At 33.5% G+C, this 23136-nt stretch carries 20 protein-coding genes; 19 read left to right on the plus strand and 1 reads right to left on the minus strand.

Features of this window, described 5'->3' with window-relative positions; genetic code table 11:
* The 19 genes from FLV_RS13650 (at position 1) to FLV_RS13740 (ending at position 21491) form a co-directional block, all read left to right on the plus strand.
* Complete coding sequence (locus tag FLV_RS13650; protein WP_243234580.1) at positions 1–1461, plus strand: glutamate synthase subunit beta; 1461 nt, start codon at positions 1–3, stop codon at positions 1459–1461.
* A gap of 214 nt (positions 1462–1675) precedes the next feature.
* Entirely contained in the window at positions 1676–2899 is a 1224-nt protein-coding gene (gene lysA, locus FLV_RS13655) for a diaminopimelate decarboxylase (RefSeq protein WP_243234581.1), read from the plus strand.
* A 348-nt stretch (positions 2900–3247) separates the two neighbouring features.
* Positions 3248–4486: a PorT family protein gene (locus FLV_RS13660; RefSeq protein WP_243234582.1), complete on the plus strand. Its 1239-nt coding sequence runs from the start codon at positions 3248–3250 to the stop codon at positions 4484–4486.
* A 438-nt stretch (positions 4487–4924) separates the two neighbouring features.
* On the plus strand, positions 4925–6580 hold the full coding sequence (locus FLV_RS13665) for a sensor histidine kinase (RefSeq protein ID WP_243234583.1): 1656 nt from the start codon (positions 4925–4927) through the stop codon (positions 6578–6580).
* Entirely contained in the window at positions 6577–7209 is a 633-nt protein-coding gene (locus tag FLV_RS13670) for a response regulator (RefSeq protein ID WP_243234584.1), read from the plus strand. The genes FLV_RS13665 and FLV_RS13670 overlap by 4 nt, the downstream gene beginning before the upstream one ends.
* 116 nt (positions 7210–7325) lie before the next feature.
* The gene (locus FLV_RS13675; RefSeq protein ID WP_243234585.1) at positions 7326–7646 is read left to right on the plus strand and encodes a hypothetical protein; all 321 of its coding nucleotides are present in this window, start codon (positions 7326–7328) and stop codon (positions 7644–7646) included.
* 430 nt (positions 7647–8076) lie between these two features.
* Positions 8077–9030 carry a phosphatase PAP2 family protein gene (locus FLV_RS13680; protein ID WP_243234586.1) on the plus strand — a complete coding sequence of 318 codons (954 nt, stop codon included), beginning with the start codon at positions 8077–8079 and terminating at the stop codon, positions 9028–9030.
* A gap of 187 nt (positions 9031–9217) precedes the next feature.
* Positions 9218–9667 (plus strand): hypothetical protein, encoded by a 450-nt coding sequence (locus tag FLV_RS13685; RefSeq protein WP_243234587.1) that lies wholly within the window; start codon positions 9218–9220, stop codon positions 9665–9667.
* 42 nt (positions 9668–9709) lie between these two features.
* Entirely contained in the window at positions 9710–10072 is a 363-nt protein-coding gene (locus tag FLV_RS13690; RefSeq protein ID WP_243234588.1) for a hypothetical protein, read from the plus strand.
* A gap of 125 nt (positions 10073–10197) precedes the next feature.
* A complete protein-coding gene (locus FLV_RS13695; RefSeq protein WP_243234589.1) occupies positions 10198–11064 on the plus strand; it encodes an alpha/beta hydrolase in 867 nt (288 codons plus the stop codon).
* 295 nt (positions 11065–11359) lie between these two features.
* Positions 11360–12544, plus strand: a complete 1185-nt coding sequence (locus FLV_RS13700; protein ID WP_243234590.1) for a hypothetical protein — start codon at positions 11360–11362, stop codon at positions 12542–12544.
* 206 nt (positions 12545–12750) lie between these two features.
* Positions 12751–15132 (plus strand): TonB-dependent receptor, encoded by a 2382-nt coding sequence (locus FLV_RS13705; protein WP_243234591.1) that lies wholly within the window; start codon positions 12751–12753, stop codon positions 15130–15132.
* 34 nt (positions 15133–15166) lie between these two features.
* Positions 15167–15988: a DUF4249 domain-containing protein gene (locus FLV_RS13710; RefSeq protein WP_243234592.1), complete on the plus strand. Its 822-nt coding sequence runs from the start codon at positions 15167–15169 to the stop codon at positions 15986–15988.
* Positions 15989–15995: 7 nt separating this feature from the next.
* On the plus strand, positions 15996–16478 hold the full coding sequence (locus tag FLV_RS13715; protein WP_243234593.1) for a GyrI-like domain-containing protein: 483 nt from the start codon (positions 15996–15998) through the stop codon (positions 16476–16478).
* A 4-nt stretch (positions 16479–16482) separates the two neighbouring features.
* Complete coding sequence (locus FLV_RS13720; protein ID WP_243234594.1) at positions 16483–16935, plus strand: DinB family protein; 453 nt, start codon at positions 16483–16485, stop codon at positions 16933–16935.
* 101 nt (positions 16936–17036) lie between these two features.
* Positions 17037–17699: a thiamine diphosphokinase gene (locus tag FLV_RS13725; protein WP_243234595.1), complete on the plus strand. Its 663-nt coding sequence runs from the start codon at positions 17037–17039 to the stop codon at positions 17697–17699.
* A 90-nt stretch (positions 17700–17789) separates the two neighbouring features.
* A complete protein-coding gene (trmD, locus tag FLV_RS13730) occupies positions 17790–18470 on the plus strand; it encodes a tRNA (guanosine(37)-N1)-methyltransferase TrmD (protein ID WP_243234596.1) in 681 nt (226 codons plus the stop codon).
* A 168-nt stretch (positions 18471–18638) separates the two neighbouring features.
* Positions 18639–18989 (plus strand): 50S ribosomal protein L19, encoded by a 351-nt coding sequence (gene rplS / locus FLV_RS13735; protein WP_243234597.1) that lies wholly within the window; start codon positions 18639–18641, stop codon positions 18987–18989.
* Positions 18990–19268: 279 nt separating this feature from the next.
* Positions 19269–21491, plus strand: coding sequence for an NADP-dependent isocitrate dehydrogenase (locus FLV_RS13740; protein WP_243234598.1), 2223 nt, complete (start codon positions 19269–19271; stop codon positions 21489–21491).
* A gap of 93 nt (positions 21492–21584) precedes the next feature.
* Here FLV_RS13740 and FLV_RS13745 read toward each other — a convergent pair whose 3' ends face one another.
* The gene (locus FLV_RS13745; protein ID WP_243234599.1) at positions 21585–23120 is read right to left on the minus strand and encodes a YifB family Mg chelatase-like AAA ATPase; all 1536 of its coding nucleotides are present in this window, start codon (positions 23118–23120) and stop codon (positions 21585–21587) included.
* Positions 23121–23136: the final 16 nt, after the last annotated feature.

Here is a 23136-nt window from a genome sequence, read left to right on the forward strand (position 1 = left end):
ATGGGAAAAGTAACAGGTTTTAAAGAATTCGAAAGACAAGACGAATCATATCTAGCGGTTAAAGAACGCGTAGGAAATTATAATGAATTTACGATTCCTTTGAGTGAAGCTGAAATTACTACTCAAGGTTCTCGTTGTATGGATTGTGGTATTCCTTTTTGTCACAGTGGCTGTCCTCTTGGGAATTTGATTCCCGATTTCAATCACATGGTTTACCAGGAAGAATGGCAAAAAGCCTCATGGATTTTACATTCAACCAACAACTTTCCTGAATTCACAGGACGTTTATGTCCGGCACCATGCGAAAAAGCATGTGTATTAGGGCTTATTGAAGAGCCAATCGCTATTGAAAATATAGAGAAAAATATCGTTGAACGTGCTTTTAAAGAAGGATGGATCAAACCACAGCCACCAAAAGTAAGAACTGGTAAAACAGTTGCAGTGGTAGGATCAGGTCCTGCTGGTTTAGCAGCAGCTCAGCAATTAAACAGAGCGGGTCACACTGTTACTGTTTTCGAAAGAGACAATGCAATAGGAGGTTTATTACGTTACGGAATTCCAAATTTCAAATTAGAAAAAGGAATTATCGACAGACGTGTAGCTATTTTAGAGGCAGAAGGAATTATCTTTAAAGTGAATACAAATGTAGGTGTAAACTATTCAATTGAAGAATTAAAAGCATTCGACTCTATTGTACTTTGTGGAGGTGCTACAGAAAGAAGAGGCTTGCCTACGCCGGGAGCTGATGCTGATGGTGTAGTTCAGGCAATGGATTTCTTGACACAGCAGACTAAAGTTGTTTTTGGGGAAAAAATTGAAAATCAGGTTTTAGCTACCGGAAAAGATGTAATCGTAATTGGTGGTGGAGATACAGGTTCTGACTGTGTGGGAACATCAAACCGTCATGGTGCGAAATCGGTAACGAATTTTGAGATTATGCCAAAACCGCCGGTTGGAAGAAGTGCATCTACTCCTTGGCCTTACTGGCCATTGCAGTTAAAAACATCTACTTCACACAAAGAAGGTTGTGAAAGAGACTGGTTAATCAATACGAAAGAATTTATCAAAGACGAAAAAGGTAAATTAATCGCTTTGAAAACCGTAAAAGTAGAGTGGAAAATGGTTCCTGGACAGCGTCCTGAATTGATTGAAATAGAAGGTTCTGAACAAGTTTGGCCTTGTGACTTGGCTTTATTGGCACTTGGCTTTACAGGTCCTGAAAAAACATTAAGCAGTCAGTTAGGGTTGGAAATTGATTTTAGAAGTAACTATAAGGCGGAGTATGGTAAATACCAAACAAATGTTCCTAATATATTTACAGCTGGAGATATGAGAAGAGGCCAGTCATTAATTGTTTGGGCTATTTCTGAAGGTAGAGAAGCAGCTCGTCAGGTTGATATTTACTTAATGGGTAAATCTGATTTGCCTACTAAAGAAGGTGGAGATTTACCTGGAGTGTAATAATTATGCAATAAAATTTTTAAACGGCTGTCAATATTGATAGCCGTTTTGCTTTTTTTGTATTTATTTTTCATGAATTTTCAAAATGTTTTAAATCTAAATAAAATTCATCGAAATATTAAAAAACAAACAATTTGTTATAATTTGTTATTTTTCTGTAATTTATTTGCTGGTAGATAAAAGAGTAATAAATTTGCTCAAAATAAGTTTAAAAATGCAAGCAAAAGATTTACTGCAGTTAGCAGACCAATTTGGAAGTCCATTGTATGTTTACGATGCTGAAAAAATCCAATCTCAGTACAACAGATTAACTAAAGCTTTCTCTAAGGTAGAAAACTTAAGAGTTAATTATGCCATGAAGGCATTGTCTAACATTGCGATTCTTCAGTTATTAAAGAACATGGGGTCTGGTTTAGATACTGTATCAATTCAGGAAGTTCAGTTAGGACTTCACGCTGGCTATGATCCTGACAAAATTTTCTTTACACCAAACGGAGTTTCTCTTGAAGAAATCGAAGAAGTTGCCGCAATGGGTGTACAAATTAATATTGATAATTTATCTATTCTGGAGCAATTCGGGACAAAATATCCTCAAATACCAGTTTGTATTCGTATTAATCCGCACGTAATGGCAGGTGGAAATGCTAATATTTCTGTTGGGCATATCGATAGTAAATTTGGAATTTCTGTTCACCAGTTACCGCATTTATTGCGAATTGTAGAGAATACAAAAATGAATATCGTGGGTATTCACATGCACACAGGATCTGATATTTTAGATATCGAAGTTTTCTTGTATGCTGCTGAAATTTTGTTTGATACTGCTAAACATTTCAAAAACCTTGAGTTTTTAGATTTCGGAAGCGGATTCAAAGTTCCTTACAAAAAAGACGATATTGAAACAGATATTGAAGAATTAGGTAAAAAATTATCAAAAAGATTCAACGCTTTCTGTACAGAATACGGTAAAGATCTAACGCTGATTTTCGAACCGGGGAAATTCCTTGTGAGCGAAGCAGGTTTCTTCTTAGCTAAAGTAAACGTAGTAAAACAAACAACATCCACAGTATTTGCCGGAGTTGACAGTGGTTTTAATCATTTGATTCGTCCAATGTTCTACGGATCTTCACACCATATCGAAAACATCTCAAACCCAAAAGGAAAAGAGCGTTTTTACTCAGTGGTAGGATACATTTGCGAGACGGATACTTTTGCCAACAACCGTAGAATTCCTGAAATTACCGAAGGTGATATTTTAGCGTTCAGAAACGCTGGAGCCTATTGTTTTTCAATGTCTTCAAACTATAACTCAAGATACAAACCTGCTGAAGTGCTTTGGATCAATGGGAAAGGAGTTTTGATTCGTGCACACGAAACATTCGAAGATTTACTTAAAAATCAAATTCCATTGCCACAAGAAATTGCAGCAGTAGTTTAAAAATAAAAAAAAAGAGAATGTCATTTCGAAAAACCTGTTTCCTATGAGGCAGGTTTTTTTTATTGGAATTATCTGACGAAATGAAGTTGTTTTACGAAATAAATATCTAATTTAATGAAGAAGATTTAAGTTGAAATTAGTTAATTTTATTGTAATTGCATTTAATGATTTAGTTGTAACTTGTAAGTGTTAAAATGTTTTTAGTCGAATATAAAAAAATACACATGTCTTTTTTTACGGGTTAAATTAATTTAGATTTGCGAATCTTATCTGGAAATATACTTTTTGAATATATTCTTTTAGTTATTCCATACTCAATACATAATTTATAATAAACAGCAAACCTAAATGAGAAAACTATTACTATTTCTTTTTATTACAATTACTACTTCTATCAATTGCTATTCACAAATTGTATTCGAAAAAGGATACTTTATTAATGAAAATAATCAAAAAATTGATTGTTTAATAAAAAATTCAGATTGGAAAAATAATCCGGAAAAGATAGAGGTTAAACTACCTCAAAATGAAATTTCTCAAATTGTTGATATTCATCAAGTAAAAGAGTTTTCGATAAACGGAAAATATAAGTTTGTTAGAGCTTTAGTAAAAATTGACAGATCCAGTGAGAATATAAATATAATGAGCTTAGATAAAAACCCAGTTTTTAATGTAGAATTATTATTTCTTAAGGTGTTGATTGAAGGAGATGCGTCTTTATATTATTACGTGAATGGATCCTTGGTTAGATTTTTTTACAAAACTAATACTACAGTTAACGATGAAATAACTCAATTGGTTTATAAATTTTATTTGATAAACGGAGATAGTTCTTATGCAAAGAATAATTATTATAAACAGCAAATTTATCTCGATTTAAAGTGTGAGAAGATTACGATTTCTGCAATTGAGAATACTGATTATAAAAAAAGTGACTTAATGAAGTTATTTATGCAATATAATGAATGTAAAAATTCAAAAAATGTTTATCAAAATTTGGAACAAAAGAAAACTTCATTTAAATTGAATATAAGGCCAGGGATAAATAGTAGTGATCTTGAATTGAATAGTGTTAATTTAGAGTCATTAGATATTACGTTTGGCAATCAATATAATTTCAGATTTGGTCTTGAAGCAGAATTTATTTTTCCATTCAATCAAAATAAATGGTCGGCTATAGTTGAGCCAACTTATCAATATTATAAATCTCAAATAATGAGACAATCGAGCGATGTTTCTGGAGGTGAAGCACATGCTGCTGTTGATTATAAATCTATAGAAGTACCGATAGGAATAAGGCATTATTTTTTTCTAAAAAATGGATTTAAGATTTTTGCAAACGTTTCTTATTTGTTAGATTTTAATAAGCAAGGGGCAATTGATATTACAAGATATGATGGTTCGTCATTTGCTTCTTTAAAATTGAATACAAAGCCTAATTTTGCTTTTGGTATTGGAGGTAAGTATAAGGACAGATATAGTTTGGAAATGAGAATTCTTTCAGGTAGATCAATGGTGTTGAGTGATGCTAATTGGGAATCAAGTTATAAAACGGCATCAATAATATTTGGTTATTCGTTTTTTTAGAAAAATAAGTTAATTCGTTCTTAAGAACTAGCTTTTGATAGTAATGTTTTTTCAGTTAGAATGTTATTTGATAAGAAGGTGTCGAAAATGGAGAAATTATTCATATTGAAATTAAAGACAGAGCTGGTTTTACTGAGAAGTAACCAACCAATAATAGAAATGATTTTTACACAAAAAAGAAGCTGTCCTTTTGAGACAGCCTCTTTTTTATCAACAGTTAGGGAGACACTGCCAACTTATTTTTACATCAGGTGTTTTTTTGTGTAAGTATAGGTGAATTTTGGAATTTAAACAATTACATTTTTCAAAACTATAGGATGTCTTTCATTATAGATTTAGATAAATGTAGCTGAACAATCCCTTCAAAGTTTCTTTTAAAGCACTAAACGAAGTATATTTACATGTATTAAACCGGGCTCTATCTTTAAATTGATTTTAATGAACATCAAAACATTAATACTGATCATAATTAATAGTTTAATTGCTTTGGTAATTGCTTTGTTGTCTTTTTCCTCATATCAGCAGTTTTCAAATGTTTTAAATGATCGTATTTTGCTGCAGTTAAATTCTATCAAAACACTTAAGCAAAACCAGATTGAGCATTTATTAAAATCAGAATGGGAGCGATTTGAATCTTCCGAATTGTACAGCCAGAACATTGATACTACGATATTAAAAATTCCGGATAGTATTAAAAAAAGTAATGGCATTTACGATTTTACAAGGTATCATGTTGCTAAAAAAACAACAATAGGCTTTATCTCAAACTCTAAAAAGGGCACAACTATTAAAGTTTTAGACTACAGCAAAATTAAAAAAATCCTCCTTGAACGAACCGGAATGGGGGATAGTGGAGAATCCTATCTGGTGGGGAACGATTTTCGAATGCGTTCTCAATCCCGTTTTTATCCCAATAAAACGCCTTACACCATATTGGTTAAAACAAAGGGCGTGAAGAATGCCTTTAAAGGGATAAATGGCAGAGGTGTTTTTGAGGATTACAGAGGGATTGATGTGTATAGTGTGTACAGTCCGATAGTAGTTCAAAATTTAAAAATGGTTATTCTGTCTGAAATAGATGTTGATGAGGTTACGCTTCCCTTAAAAGAATTAAGGCAAAGACTTGTAGGGCTGACTCTTGGTATCTTTTTGCTGGCTGTTATGCTTTCTCTTTTTCTGACAAAATTTATTACCAATCCAATTAAGAACATGCAAAAAAGCCTCCGGATTATGGCAGAGGGAGACTACAATCAAACCAATGAATTTATAAAAAATTCGAAGGAAATAAAGGAAATGTTCGATGCTTTGGCAAATTTAAAAGCCTCTCTGCAGGGGGCAGTGAAATTCTCCGATGATATTGGAAAAATGAATTTGCATACCGATTTTAAGCCTAAAAGTCCTAATGATCTGTTAGGGAAAAGCCTTCTGGCGATGCGGGATAAGCTGATAGAGTTCAGAAATAATGATGAAAATACCAGAATACAATCAAAACGGATGCTGGTAAACGGTCTGGAAGATGAAAGACGCAGGCTATCCCGTGAGCTCCATGATGGGGTAGGCCCTTATTTAACATCATTAAAGCATTATATTGAGAATAGGGTTAAAAACGAATTGAAGAAAGCAGAAATGAAAAAAATAGTAGATGATACCATTTCTGAAATTAGATTGATGTCTAATGCTTTAATGCCTGCTTCAATAGATGATTTTGGAGTTGGAGTTACCTTAACAAATTTTATCGAAAGCCTGAAAAAATCGACAAATGTGACTATTGAATATGAAGATTTAACCCAACAGGATAATTCTAATATTACCAACCATCAGGCAATTAATCTTTTTAGAATAACACAGGAGCTAATTAATAATGCATTAAAACATGCTGAGGCAAAAAATATCCGAATTACACTTTCGGAATTTGATGAATTTATTTCTCTTTTTTATTTTGATGATGGAATTGGGTTTGACCTAAATACCGTTAAATTAGGTTTAGGAATTATTAACATCAAAGAACGTGTAGAAATTTGCAACGGTACAATTGTAATCAATGCAGCTCCTGGAAATACAACTTTTGAAATCGAGTTACCTATAGAATTATGAACGAAATCAAATTAATAATAGCTGACGATCATGAGCTTTTCCGAAACGGACTTGCTGAGCTCCTTAGAAAGCATAATGATATAAAAATTGTTAAAAGCGTTGGTGATGGTATTCAATTTATGGAGCTTATGAATACCCGCTTTGAAGCTGATATTGTATTGTTAGACATCACTATGCCCAATATGGATGGTTTCCAGGTTTTAAAAGAACTAAATAGCACTGCGTCTGATATAAAGCCTATTGTAATTTCTATGCACAACGATGGTAATTATATCGCAAAATGTGCTAAAATGGGTGCTTATGGCTACCTGTTAAAAAACACAGATGAATCTGAATTAATTCTTGCAATAAGAAGCGTGAGTAGTGGGAAAAAATATTTTAGTGCTGAAATTTCTGAAAAAATGATCAACTTTATGTCCACACAAAGCATCAGTGAGGATATTTTATCTAATAAGGAAACCGAAGTTTTAGGATTAATTTCTAAGGGGCTGACAACTAAAGAAATTGCTGCTCAGCTATTTGTAAGTTCCCGGACAATAGAAACCCATCGTGCTAATATTTTAAAAAAGTTAGAAGTGAAAAATACCGCCGAACTTATTAAAAAAGCGGCAAAAATGAATTTAATATAACGAAATTAGAAGCTGTGCTATCCGTATAAATACGGATGCAAATTGGGTAGATTCACATAATACTAAAAGCCTGTTACCTATTGTAAATTTATAAAAAACAATAAATGGTAATAGTTATGAAAAATATAGCATTAATTTTAGGAGTTTTATTTATTTCTTTTGGTGCATTTGCACAGGAGAAACCGAATGTGAAACAAAGTGATTTAAAAGGTCCGGCTTTTAAAAATTATAAATTTTGGGAGCACGAAACAGTGCCGACAAAAATATATGCAGAAAACAATAAAAAATCACTTCAGGGACCAGCATTTAAAAATGAGCAGCCATTAAAAAATACTCCAAAAAAAGACCTGACTGAAGTAAAAATAGGTGGTTCAGAAAGACAAAAATTAACGGGACCAGCGTATAAAAACTATGGGCCATGGAGTAAAAATTGGTAATGAATCACAGACTGAATGAGATAATTCAGATGTTTACCACTGTCTAAAATCTGATTCAACTGATATTGTAAACTGAAAAGGCTGTCCGAAAAGTAATTTTCGGACAGCCTTTTTTTATTTTTTTGCCCGAGCAAGTTCTCTCTCGCACTTATCTCAATCCAGGGTTTTAACAATTGACAGGCATCAATTCAGGTATTGGTCTAAATTCAACTTGTCGCAAAATCATGTTTTTTTGTAAATATTTGATATTCTTTAATTTATAATTAAAAGAGTTTGTGTCCTATTAAAATTCTTATAAATTTTTTATTAAATTTGAAATTCAGGCTGTTTTGTGATTCAAAATACTGATTTTAGAATATTCCGTGTATTTTATTTTTAAATAGTACAGCCTTGATACAAGCCAATCGAATTTTAATTTAAAATTGTCATTATGAAATTTTTCAACATAATATTTTTTAGCCTATTATCTATTACTTGCCTTTCTCAGGAAGACACCTTAAAGATAAAAAAAGAGAATGACAGTATAAAAATAAAAAAAGACAATCGATTCAAAGTTGCAGGTTCCGTAATCGCAAACAGTATTCTTAGTGTTCCCGGAGATTTTTCGGCGATGGGTCATAACGTTTCAAGTAACTGGAAAAGAACAGCGCTTTATACTGCAGGAATAATTGGTTTGATAGCTGTTGACAAACAAACTACAGGTTTTTTACATGATCATATCGAACCTAATATTGATTATAGTTTGCCTGAAATTAAAAGTACAATACCCCATGTAATCGGTGCTGATTCCTATATTGTTTATCCAATCATTGGGCTATATGCAGGTTCATTAATTATTAATAACGAAAAAGGACAAGTTGTAGCTCTTAATGCGGCTAAATCTTTAGCCTATTCTTACGTTATAACGCAAATAGTTCTAAAAACACTATCATCAAGAAACAGGCCTCAAAGAAAAATAAATGATGATAAACCTGTAGTTGAACCTTGGACAAAAAATCCATGGGATTTTGGAAATTATGACAATGTTCATTTTGGGCATGGGGGTACCGGTACTTCATTTCCATCTTTTCATGCGACCTCTTATTTTGCTGTAGCCAAAGTATTCCAAATGGAATACAACAACTATTGGATACCTTATACATTTGTAACTGCAGTATTTCTTTCAGATATAAAAAGCCATGAACATTGGGTTTCAGATTTACTGGTAGGTGGATTAGTAGGTACCATAATTGGGCGTTCTATTGTAATTAGCAGCCGTAAGCAAATAGCAAAAAAAGAATCTAATGGTTTTAATGGCAGCCCTAAAAAAATTACAATGCACAAACAATTAATCCCTCAAATTTCAAACTCTATGGTTGGACTTCATTTTATTGGAACTTTTTAGACTTTAAATTATATCTTCGATGTTGAATGTGTTTATTGATGAAACATTATGATTGTTTAGTTTTGTGACCAAAACAAGTTTAATTAGCATCAAATTAAATGCTATTTTAGCTGGGTGCAAATTCAATTTTTGTTAAAAAAAATGGAAGGTTTGTATTTGTTGTAATCTAAAAGCTAAACCCAAATCTATGGAAAATACAATTCGGCTATCATTATTGTTTCTGTTTCTTACTGCTAATTCATTTTGTCAGACTATTGCTGATTTAAAATTAAAATCTAAAGAAATACCCAAAAACTATATTTTAAGCGATGGTAATAATTGTGTTTCTGTTCAGGCTTGTACTTTTTATAATGATATTGAAACGTACAGTAATATTGTTGGGACAGTAAAAAGCAAAGGAATTCAAAGTTTTAAAAGTAAAACTGATCGTGGCTCTATTATGTATTTTGAATTTGAAAACAGATTCAAAGGTGACAGATTTCTGCAAGGGATGCTTTGGGGAAAAGAAGGTCAGCCAACCGATGAACATCCTGAAGAATATCTTGTTAAAGGTAAGTTTTTGATTATCTGGAGTTTATATCCAAACAGCACCATAAGAGAAAAATCAGAAGCTAAGATTGAAACTATTTTGCAGTAAGTGTTTTTTTAAATTAGACATCTTCATCAAAAAACACAAAAAATGAAAGCACATATTAGAATCCTAATTTATTCAGTTCTATTTATTTTATATATCGTTTTAACGACATTTTTTCTTTCGGTTCAGTCGAAATTAAAAACGGATCTGTACATTACTTTAAGCTGTGGTTTTGCTGTTTTTAATATCATTTATGCTTTTCTGGTTTTAAAGTGGAAGCCGTTGTTTAATATACTTTTTTCTGTGGCTATAGCCTTTCTGGCTTTATTTCTGGCTTTAAAAACTTCAGATTTACATCTGTTTTCAAAGTATGATCCTTATGATATCAAAACAGCAATAATGACTAATGCTGTTGTTTCTATTATTGTTTGGGAGATTGTGTATCAGGTGCAAGTTAGAAAAGGGTAAAATAAAAAAGGAATAATTATGAATAAATTGTTATTATTGAATTTTGCAGGCTAAACTTATTCGAAGATGGAATTTTGGAAAGAAGAGACAAATCAAAAAAATGTAAATAAAATTTCAACATCAAAATGAATAAATTTTTTATTCTTATCTTATTATCAGCTACCACAACAGCTTTCAGTCAAAAAGGAAAATCAAAACCTGCTGAACCTGCTAAACCTTTTATTTTAGGTGTTATTGATGAAATTCAATCAAAAGAATTAAACGAAAAAAGAGTTTTAAATATTTATCTTCCTGAAGGTTATAAGGCAGAAGATGCAACAAAATACCCTGTCATCTATTTGCTGGACGGATCTGCAGATGAAGATTTTATTCATATTTCAGGTTTGGTACAGTTTAATAGCTTTGAATGGATCAGTCAGGTTCCAAGGTCAATTGTGGTAGGTATCGCTACAGTTGACAGAAGGCGCGATTTTACGTTTCCAACTACAATTGAAGAAGATAGAAAGCGTTTTCCAACGGCGGGACATTCTAATAAATTTATTGCTTTTATCGAAAAAGAATTACAGCCTTTTATTGATAAAAAATATAAAACCAACGATTCTAAAACAATTATTGGGCAATCTTTAGGAGGACTCTTAGAAACTGAAATATTATTGAAAAAGCCATCACTTTTTGATAAATATGTGATTGTAAGTCCAAGTTTATGGTGGAACAACGGCTCTGTTTTGAACCAAAATTCTGAAATTTTTCAGGAGAATTTTAAACAGCCAATACAAATTTATATAGCAGTTGGAAAAGAAGGGCTTACGCCAACTGCAATTCCGAGAGTTATGGAAGTTGATGCGAATGTATTAGCCGAAAAAATAAAAGCAGCTAAAAGCAAAAATGTTGAAGTCTTTTTTGATTATTTGCCTCAGGAAAATCATGGTTCAATTTTGCATCCGGCGGTCTCAAATTCTTTTAAATTCTTTTATCCTATTGAGAAAAAATAATTAGGTTTATACAATAGAATATGAAATTCTGCTTTATGAAAGCGGGATTTTTTTATGCATCATTATTTCCTGAAGAAACACAAAGAGCGTTTTTGAATCTTTTGAAAATAAAATTTCTAATTTAGCCCCGATCGATCCGGTATCCTTTTGCGGCGGGGTTCGCTGTAAAAGATTTAGGGTAGAGCGGGACTGGTTTTGCGGTTAAAGAAAATGAGTCAGCTCCTTAAAATAAATAGTAAAGGCATACTTGTTGAAAGTTAAAAAAAGATATATTTACATCTTCAAAACGATACCTATGCGAAAAATTACTTTACTGGTTTCAATATTATTTCTTGCGTTTTCCTGTGGAGTAAAAACAACACAATCACTTATTAGTGACGGTAATTATGACGCAGCTATAAACCGGGCTGTCGAAGCATTAAGAACAAATAAAGATTCAAAAGGAAAACAGGATTATGTGTATTTGCTGGAAGAAGCTTTCGCAAAAGCAAAAGAACGAGATTTGCACGATATCGAAATGATGGTTAAAGAATCAAACCCTGTAAATTTTGAACGCATTTACAACACCTACCTGAATTTAGAAGATCGTCAGGCAAAAATTCGTCCATTATTACCATTGCGATTGCTAAAACAAGGCAAAAATGCCACTTTTGTATTCGATAATTATACTGACAGGATTATAGAAAGCAAAATTGCTTTGTCAAAATATTTGTATAATAATGCGGCAGTGCTTTTAAAATCGAAGGTAAAGCAGGATTATAGAAAGGCTTATGATGATTTGGGATATCTCGAAAAAATAAATCCGGGTTATAAAAATGTCAAAAAACTCATGGAAGAAGCGCAGTTCAAAGGAACTGATTTTGTAAATGTTTATACCCAAAATCAAACAAATCTTGTAATTCCTAAACGCCTGCAGGATGATTTATTAGATTTTAGTACTTACGGATTAAATGATAAATGGACAGTTTATCATACCGTAAAGCAGAAAAATACCTCATACGATTATAGTCTGATTGTTAATTTCAGGGAAATAATCATCTCTCCCGAACAAATTAAAGAGAAAGAATTTATTAAGGAAAAACAAGTCAAAGATGGTGTGAAAACGCTTTTGGATTCAAGAGGCAATCCTGTAAAAGATAGTTTGGGACGCCCGATTAAAGTAGATAAATTTAAAAATATCCGAATTAATATATTTGAATATAAACAATTCAAATCCTGTCAGATTACAGCAAAAATAGACTATGTAAATGCAAAGGATAATCAGTTGATACAGTCTTTTCCTTTGGCAAGTGAATTCGTTTTTGAGTCACTTTATTCTACTTATAAAGGAGACAGAAATGCTTGTGACGAAAGTTATCTGCCTAATTTTAATAAAAGATTAGTTCCTTTTCCTAACAACGAACAAATGATTTATGATACGGGAGAAGATTTAAAAGTAAAATTAAAAAACATAATTGTTCAAAATAGATTTAAAAGTTAAAAATATAAATAAAGTCTGTTTTGGGATAGAATGTACATATTTTATATATTCATTTTTTTTAAAAGAGAATGATTTAAATAAGAATAATACGCTGTTTTTGAGGATATGTTCTAAAAACAAACAGAAATTCTTAACTCATTTTTAACAATTTTAAAGGGATAATGTCTTCCTGTAATTGTTAACTATGTAACTCAAAAATTCAGACGATGATTTCAAAAAAAATTGGCACGTTTATTATTTTTATTCTTACGATTTTAACTTCATATTCTCAGGAAAAATTTACTTTGAGCGGTGTCATAACCGATTTTAAAAATAACGAGACTTTAATAGGTGTGAATATTTATGTTCCATTACTGAAAATTGGAACAACGACCAATGAATATGGATTTTATTCGCTAACGCTTCCGGCGGGTGAACATCAGGTCGAAATAAGTTATTTGAGCTATCAAACTCTTGTACAAAACATTGTTTTAAATCAAAACGCCAAAAATAATTTTGCTTTAAATGAAAGCGGAGAAGAACTTCAGGAGGTTGTGATTATCGATAATAAAGGTAAAATTAATATCAAATCGCCTGAGATGAGTACCAATAAACTTTCTATCTCTGCTATTAAGAAAATGCCTGTAGTTTTTGGTGAAGTCGATGTTTTAAAATCCATTTTATTGCTTCCCGGGGTTACAAATGCAGGTGAGGGGGCTTCAGGGTTTAATGTTCGTGGAGGTGGTGCCGATCAGAATTTAATTTTACTGGATGAAGCGAACATTTTTAATTCATCTCATGTTTTTGGGTTTTTCTCTGTTTTTAATCCCGATGCTGTAAAAGATTTAAAATTATACAAAGGAGGGATTCCGGCTCGTTATGGCGGAAGAGCTTCATCTGTTTTGGAAATTTATCAAAAAGACGGAAACAGTAAAGAATTTCATGTAAATGGTGGAATCGGATTAATTTCCAGTAGAATTCTTGCAGAAGGTCCTTTGGTAAAAGATAAAGGTTCTTTTTTAATAGGAGGAAGGGCTTCGTATGTCCATTTGTTTTTAAAATTATCAGAAGATCAAAAAGACAATTCGGCTTATTTTTATGACTTAAACACTAAATTAAGTTATAAAATAAACGATAATAACAGTTTGTTTTTATCAGGCTATTTTGGTCGTGATGTTTTTAATCTGAATAATAGTTTCACGAATATTTATGGGAATTCCACTCTGAATTTGCGTTGGAATCATTTGTTTTCAGATAAATTATTCTCCAATTTATCACTGATTTACAGCGATTATTATTACGGTCTTGATTTGAATTTTATAGGTTTCAATTGGGATTCCGGAATTAGAAATTACAATCTAAAATATGATTTTAAGAACTATGTTTCGGATAAATTCAGATTGAACTATGGTATAAACGGAATTTATTACGAGTTTAACCCCGGAACAATAAAACCTTCAGGCAATGATTCGGGAATTAATCCGGATCAGTTAGATAAAAAATATGCCTTTGAACCGGCAGTTTACATCGATGCAGAAAATCAGTTATCGAAAAAAATTACTGTTTCTTATGGATTGCGATTCAGTTTGTTTTACCGATTAGGCGAATCGACTATCAATTTATATGAAAATAATAATCCGGTAGTTTTTAATTCGGATTTACAGATTTATGAAAAAGGAACTCCAATTGCAACAGAGCATTATGGTAAAAACAAGGTTATTGAGGATTATAATAATTTAGAACCAAGATTTTCAGTTTCCTATCAGGTAAATCAAGATCAGTCAATAAAAGCCAGTTACAACAGGATGGCGCAATATCTTCAGTTAATTTCAAATACATCATCTCCAACACCTCTGGATATTTGGATGCCAAGCGATACTTACATCAAGCCGCAAATTGCAGATCAGGTGGCTTTGGGATATTTTAGAAATATCAATAACGGAGCTTATTCACTTGAAGTGGAAACGTATTATAAAGAAATTCAAAATAGACTGAATTATATTGATGGCGCTGATCTGATTGCAAATGATGCTATCGAACAGGTGATTTTAAACGGGCAGATGCGTGCTTATGGTATGGAAATTATGTTTAAGAAAAACGAAGGAAAATTTAACGGATGGATAGCTTACACACTCTCAAAATCAGAAGAGCAAACTCCGGGAAGAACCCCAGAAGAACCTGGGATTAATAACGGCAAATGGTATAATTCAGCTTTTGATAAAACGCATAATTTAGCAATAACGTCTGCCTATACCCTTAACGAAAAATGGTCGTTTGGGGCTAATTTTTCCTTGCAATCCGGTCAGCCTGTTACGTATCCAAACGGTCAGTATGTGTATTTAGGAATTACGGTTCCAAGTTACGGACTGCGTAATGGATATCGTTTGCCGGCTTACCATCATTTGGATGTTTCGGCAACATTAACTTCCAGAAAAAACAAAGACAGAAACTGGAAGGGCGAATGGGTTTTCAGTATCTACAATCTGTATAATCGCCAGAATGCTGCTTCGATTAACTTTCGTCAGAATGTAGATACGGGATTTAATGAGGCAGTTAGAACCTCCATTTTCGGAATTGTACCGGCTGTGAGTTATAATTTTAAATTTTAAAATCATTTTCTGCAAAAGAAACAAAAGATATAGTATGAAAAAGATAATTTTAATAATCGTGTTTTTTACTTCGATTTTTATCACAGGTTGCGAAGAAGTGGTTGATGTTGATTTAGATAATGCTGCTCCAAAATTGGTAATACAGGCAGATATTAATTGGAAAAAAGGAACAACAGGAACACATCAATCTATAGAACTAACTACGACAACGGGTTATTTTGAGGAAAAAATTCCGGTAGTTTCCGGAGCAACTATTTTTGTTATGAATAGCGAAAATCAACAATTTAATTTTATTGAAATACAAAAAACGGGTCGGTATGTCTGCAATAATTTTAAACCTGAAATTGATGAACAATACACCCTGACCGTGATTAGCAACGGAAACACCTACACCGCTACTGAAACGATGAAATCTGTTGCGCCAATAACCCGAATTGAACAAAATAATGAAGGAGGTTTTACAGGAAAAGATATTGAAATCAGGGCTTATTATGATGATCCGGAAGGTATTGATAATTTTTATTTGTACAGATATCTTTATTCAAATAAGGTTACGTCCAATTATTATGTTGATGAAGATAAGTTTTTTCAGGGCAATGAATTTTTTAGCGTTTCGGACGATGATGAATTAAAGGCAGGTGATGAAATTGAACTGACTCATTACGGAATTTCTAAGCAGTATTACAATTATATGAGTATTTTGGTGAGCATTGCAGGAAGTAATGTTGGCGGGCCTTTTCAGTCTCCGCCGGCTACTGTAAAAGGAAATATTGTCAATGCAACCAACAAAGCCAATTATCCGTTGGGTTATTTTTCATTAAGTGAAATAGATTCAAAAAAATATACGATTCAATAAATGCATAATGGACACCAGAATTGAAATATTAGCTGAGAAAAAACTTATTGGAAAACATATTACGATGTCTTTTCTTGATAATAAAACATATCGTTTATGGAGCAGTTTTATGCCGGAACGAAAAGAAATCCAAAATTCAATTGATTCTAATTTGTATTCGCTTGAAGTTTTTTCAATTGGTTATTTTAATGATTTTGACGCTAAAAAGACTTTTGAAAAATGGGCTGCCATTGAAGTTTCTGATTTTAATGAAATTCCGTCAGGTATGGAAACTTTGATTATCCCTGATGGATTATATGCCGTTTTTATCCACAAAGGGCCAGCAGCTGAAGCAGAGGAATCCTATCGTTTTATTTTTACAGAATGGCTTCCAAACTCAGAATACAATGTCGACGACCGCCCTCATTTTGCTGTAATGACTGAGAATTATAAAAAAGAGGATCCCAATTCAGAAGAAGAAATCTGGATTCCGGTAAAAAATAAAATTTAAAAGTATGCTCATAGAAACTTTAAAATTACTTTTTAGTCGTGATCTCAATAAATTAAAAGACGAAATAGAATCCTATCAAATCGAAAGTCAGCTTTGGAGGACAGATAAAGATATTTCTAATGCTGCAGGAAATCTCTGCCTGCATTTAATTGGAAATCTCAATACTTATATTGGAGCCGAACTCGGAAAAACAGGTTATGTCAGAAACCGTCCTTTGGAATTTTCGGAAAAAGAGGTTCCCAAAGATCAATTAATCAGCAAAATTAACGAAACGATTTTGATGATAAATAATACTTTGGATTCTTTAGCTGAAGCCGATTTAGAAACCATTTATCCGCAAATAGTTTTTGAAAAAGAAATGACAACCGGTTTTTTTCTGGTTCATCTTTCGACGCATTTAGCCTATCATTTAGGGCAAATCAATTATCACAGACGATTATTAGATTTAAAATATTAAAATTAGATTCTCAAAGAATCAGAAATCTAAAATCGTTAATCAACATTCAAAAACTTCTTTCTTTCGTACATTTGCATCACATTCAAAAATAATAATTCAGCATGTCATCACACCATATAGTTCGCGACGATCAGGAACCTGCTTTAATCATTGCCAACGGAGCTGCCTGTAGTCCTGAATTATTAGGACAATTGCTCGAATGGTCGCCGCTTGTTGTTGTGCTTGATTCAGCCATTGAACGTGTTATTGATTTAGGAATCAAAGTTGATGTGCTTTTGGGGGATTTCGATCGTGGATTCGATCCCGAAATTTATAAAACATCCCAATATCCTATCGAAATTATCCATACTCCTGATCAGGACAAAACCGATTTAGAGAAAGCTTTTGATTACCTGATCGAACGAAAAATTCCTGCAGCAAATGTTGTTTGGGCAACCGGAAAACGTGCCGATCATACGATTACAAATCTTACCAATATCGTTCGTTACCGCAATTTACTTAAAATCGTAATTCTCGACGATCATTCAAAAATATTTTTACTGCCTGATAAATTCGAAAAATGGTACACGGCAAAAACGCCAATTTCCCTTATTCCTATTGGTGTTGTGAGCGGTATTTATTCAACTAATTTAGAGTATTCGCTGCAAAATGATACTCTGACAATGGGTTATAGAACAGGAAGCAGCAATGCAGTCGCAAAAGATGGGATTGTTATTATTACCCATAAAAGCGGTGATTTATTGCTGATGGAATGTATGGATTAGTCATTGAATTTTGAAATTGGCATTGTTATTTGAACTTGATGAAGCTATTTACTTTGTATCTTTGCCGCTTAGAACTATTGAAAAAATAAAATGCGAATTGACATTATAACGATTTTGCCGGAATTACTAAAAAGCCCTTTTGAAGCTTCGATTATGAAACGTGCCATTGATAAAGGTTTGGTCGAAGTTTATTTTCATAATTTACGTGATTACACAACCAACAGACAAAAAAGCGTTGATGATTACCCGTTTGGAGGAGGAGCCGGAATGGTGATGACCGTTCAGCCTATTGACGACTGTATTACATATTTGAAGAGTCAACGCGAGTATGATGAAATCATCTATATGTCGCCTGACGGAGAAACACTAAACCAGAAAATGGCGAATACAATGTCGATGTATGAAAATATTATCATTTTGTGCGGGCATTATAAAGGTGTAGACCAGCGTGTTAGGGATCATTTTATTACCAAAGAAATTTCAATAGGTGACTACGTTTTATCCGGTGGAGAATTGGGGGCTTTGGTTTTGTCTGATGCTTTAATCAGGTTAATTCCAGGCGTTTTAAGCGATGAAACTTCGGCATTGACAGATAGTTTTCAGGATAATTTGCTTTCAGGGCCTATATATACGAGGCCTGCAGATTATAAAGGATGGAAAGTTCCGGAAGTTTTAACCAGCGGGCATGCAGCTAAAATTGATAAATGGCGTGAGGATATGGCGTACGAACATACAAAAAACAGACGTCCGGATTTATTAGAAGAACAATAAAATTTGTTTCAGGTTTCAAGTTTCAGGTTGAGTTACAGAGTGCCAAAACTTTAAACAAGAAAAACTTTAAACTTTAAACTTTTTTTTTATCTTTGCACCCGAATTAGACTAACCTCTGGCGAGGTCCGTGAATGTTATTCTATAATAAAACAATAATAAAAAATTATCATGGCAGATTTATTAAAATTCGTTCAGGACGAATTCGTTGCTAGAAAAGATTTCCCTGTTTTTGGAGCTGGAGATACAATCACAGTTTTCTACGAAATTAAAGAGGGTGAAAAAACAAGAACTCAGTTTTTTAAAGGAGTTGTTATTCAAAGAAGAGGTTCTGGTAATACAGAAACTTTTACGATTCGTAAAATGTCTGGAGCAGTTGGGGTTGAGCGTATCTTCCCGGTAAACTTACCAGCTTTGCAAAAAATCGAAATCAACAAAAAAGGTGCAGTTCGTAGAGCTAGAATTTTCTACTTCAGAGAACTTACTGGTAAAAAAGCTAAGATTAAAGATAAAAGAAGATAATCATTTATCTGTTTGTTATAAAAAACTCGTTTCAAGTAATTTGAAACGAGTTTTTTTTTGAGGCAAATTTTTTAAATACCAAAACCATAATTTTTTACTGCAAAAATCATTGATTTAATAATTTAAAGTCTGCGAAATAGCAATCTGTTAATTTGAGGATTTCTCTTGAAAACTACACCGTTTTCGCACTGTTTTTACTATATTTGCTCCGCTCATTTTGAGCCGACTATACCTTTCACATTGTCATTCTATGGCGATACGATTATAAAAAAAAAAAAAATGACACAGAATTCAAAAATTTTTTACACCTTAACTGATGAGGCGCCATTATTAGCGACTTATTCTTTATTACCTATTGTTCAGGCTTTCACGGCTACAGCCGGTATTGCAATTGAAACCAGAGACATCTCTTTGGCGGGGAGAATTTTATCTAATTTCCCTGAATCATTAACAGATGCTCAAAAAACAGGCGATGCTTTGGCTGAATTAGGTCAGTTGGCGACACAACCTGAAGCTAATATTATCAAATTACCAAACGTTTCTGCATCTGTACCGCAATTAAAAGCAGCTATTGCTGAATTACAGTCTCACGGATACAATGTTCCTAATTTTCCGGAAGATCCTCAAACGGATGCTGAAAAAGAAATTAAAGCAAAATATGCAAAAGTTTTAGGTTCTGCAGTAAACCCGGTTTTACGTGAAGGAAATTCTGATCGTAGAGCGCCAAGAGCGGTTAAGAATTTTGCAAAAGCAAATCCACACTCAATGGGTGCATGGTCTGCTGACTCAAAAACTAAGGTTGCTTCTATGGCAAGTGGTGATTTCTACGGAAGTGAAAAATCACTTACTGTTGCAGAAGCTAATGATGTAAAAATAGAATTCGTTGCTAAAGACGGGACTACAACTGTCTTAAAAGCAAGTACGCCGCTTAAGGCAGGTGAAATTATTGACAGCTCTGTTTTAAGCGTAAAAAAATTAAAAGCTTTTGCTGCTGATGCAATCGCTGATGCTAAAGCTGCAGGAGTTTTACTTTCTGTGCATTTAAAAGCTACAATGATGAAAGTTTCAGACCCAATTATCTTTGGCGCTATCGTTGAAGTATATTTTGCTGATCTTTTCAAAAAATACGAAACTTTATTTGCAGAATTAAACGTTGATACTAAAAACGGTTTAGGTGATATTTATGCTAAAATTGCAGGAAGACCTGAGCAGGCCGAAGTTGAAGCTGACATTACTAAAGCAATCGAAAACGGTCCGGCTTTGGCAATGGTTAATTCTGATAAAGGAATCACAAACTTACACGTTCCTTCAGATGTAATTGTTGATGCTTCTATGCCGGCAATGATTCGTACTTCTGGACAAATGTGGAACAAAGAAGGTAAAGCACAAGATACATTTGCTGTTATTCCGGATCGTTGTTATGCAGGAGTTTATACTGCAACTATTGATTTCTGTAAAAAACACGGTGCTTTTGATCCTAAAACAATGGGAAGTGTTCCTAATGTTGGATTAATGGCTCAAAAAGCTGAAGAATACGGATCTCACGATAAAACTTTTCAAATAAAAGGTGACGGAGTTGTTCGTGTTGTTGATAAAAACGGAACTGTTTTAATGGAGCAAAACGTTGAAGCCAATGACATTTTCAGAATGTGTCAGGCAAAAGATGCTCCTATTCAGGACTGGGTTAAACTGGCTGTAAACAGAGCTCGTTTATCTGATACTCCTGCTGTTTTCTGGTTAGACGAAAACAGAGCACACGATAGAGAATTGATCGTAAAAGTTCAAAAATATCTTAAAGATTACGATACTACAAACTTAGATATCCGTATTTTAAACCCGATTGCTGCTACTGAATTTACTTTAGAAAGAATCATCAAAGGTTTAGATACTATTTCTGTGACAGGAAACGTATTGCGTGACTACTTAACAGATTTATTCCCAATCTTAGAATTAGGAACTTCTGCAAAAATGTTATCTATCGTTCCGTTAATGAACGGTGGTGGATTGTTCGAAACCGGTGCGGGAGGTTCTGCTCCTAAACACGTTGAGCAATTTACAGAGGAAGGATACTTACGTTGGGATTCACTTGGAGAATTTTTAGCTCTTGGTGCTTCATTAGAGCATTTAGGTCAGACTTTAGATAATTCTAAAGCCATCGTTTTATCTGAAACTTTAGATCAGGCAAATGATAAATTCTTAGCAAATGATAAATCTCCGGCTCGTAAAGTTGGTCAGATTGATAACCGTGGTTCACACTTTTACCTTGCTTTCTACTGGGCTCAGGCTTTAGCTGCTCAAACGAAAGATGCTGAATTAAAAGCAATCTTTACTCCAATTGCTGCTGAATTTGAAGCTAACGAAGCTAAAATTGATGCTGAATTAATTGGTGCTCAGGGTAAAGCTCAGGCTATTGGTGGTTACTACCAGCCAACTCCTGAATTAGTTAGCAAAGCAATGCGTCCTAGTGAAACTTTTAATGCTATTATCGCTAAAATTGCATAATTAAAAGCAATCTTATTTATATATTGAAAAAGACAATCAGAAATGGTTGTCTTTTTTTTATATATAATTGAAAAAACGGAAGGATCATTTTTCTTATCCCAGCCAGCCATCACGATCTAAACTACGATATTGAATTGCTTCAGCGATATGTGATGAAACTATTTGGGGAGCTGCATCTAAATCGGCAATAGTTCTGGCGACTTTTAAAATTCTGTCATAAGCTCTGGCAGAAAGGTTTAAACGTTCCATAGCGGTTTTTAGTAATTCTTTTGATTGTTGGTCCAGAGCACAATATTCACGAATTAATTTACTGCTCATTTGTGCGTTGTAATGAATATTTGTTAATTCTTCAAATCGAACAGATTGCAATTCCCGGGCGGCTGTAACCCTTTCTCTGATTGATACGCTGCTTTCCGCTTTATTGTCATCTGCTAATTTCTCAAAAGGTACAGGCGTTACTTCTATATGAATATCAATTCGGTCTAGTAAAGGACCCGAAATTTTACTCATATAGCGTTGCATTTCATGCGGAGAAGAAGTATTTGGCATCGAAGGATCGTTGAAAAATCCACTTGGACTGGGGTTCATACTTGCTACCAGCATAAAAGAAGAAGGGTAGGTTACGGTAAATTTCGCTCTTGAAATTGTAACTTCTCTATCTTCCAAAGGCTGACGCATTACCTCTAAAACATCTCTTTTAAATTCCGGTAATTCATCCAAAAATAAAACACCGTTATGCGCCATTGAGATTTCACCCGGCTGAGGATAACTTCCTCCGCCTACAAGTGCGACATTCGAAATAGTATGATGCGGACTGCGAAACGGCCTTTGATTCATTAATCCAACTTCTTTCAGTTTGCCAGCGACACTATGAATTTTTGTAGTTTCTAATGCCTCTCTTAAAGTCATTGGAGGTAAAATACTTGGTAAACGCTTCGCTAACATTGTTTTTCCTGCTCCGGGTGGGCCAATCAGAATGATATTATGCCCTCCGGCTGCTGCAATTTCCATACAGCGTTTGATGCTTTCCTGTCCGCGGACATCCGAAAAGTCAAACTCAGGAAAATCTAAGGTTTTATAAAATTCTGCTCGTGTATCAATAACAGTAGGTTCTAAAGTTCCTTTTCCTTCAAAGAAATCAATAACTTCCTGAACATTTTCAACTCCATAAACATCTAATCCGGCAACAATGGCCGCTTCTTTCACATTTTGCTTTGGAAGAAAAAATCCTTTATAGCCTTCTTCTTTTGCTTTAATTGCAATTGAGAGTGCACCATTTATTGATTGTAGACTACCATCTAATGAAAGCTCTCCCATTATAATGTAGCGGTCAATTTCAGCTGCTTTTATCTGATCTGAAGCTATCAGAATTCCAATTGCCAGTGTTAAATCATAGGCAGAACCTTCTTTTCGTAAATCAGCAGGTGCCATATTTATGGTTATTTTTTTGCCCGGTAAAGCGTAACCGTTATTTTTAAGGGCTGCAGCTATACGATAACTGCTTTCTTTTATGGCATTATCAGGCAAACCTACTAAGTGGTAACCAATTCCCTTATCAATATTCACTTCTACCGTTATGGTAGTGGCTTCAACTCCAAAAACAGCGCTTCCAAAAACTTTAATCAGCATGCTTTATTATTTTAAT

The organism is Flavobacterium pectinovorum, assembly GCF_022802975.1.
In the GTDB taxonomy this organism is placed as follows: domain Bacteria; phylum Bacteroidota; class Bacteroidia; order Flavobacteriales; family Flavobacteriaceae; genus Flavobacterium; species Flavobacterium pectinovorum_B.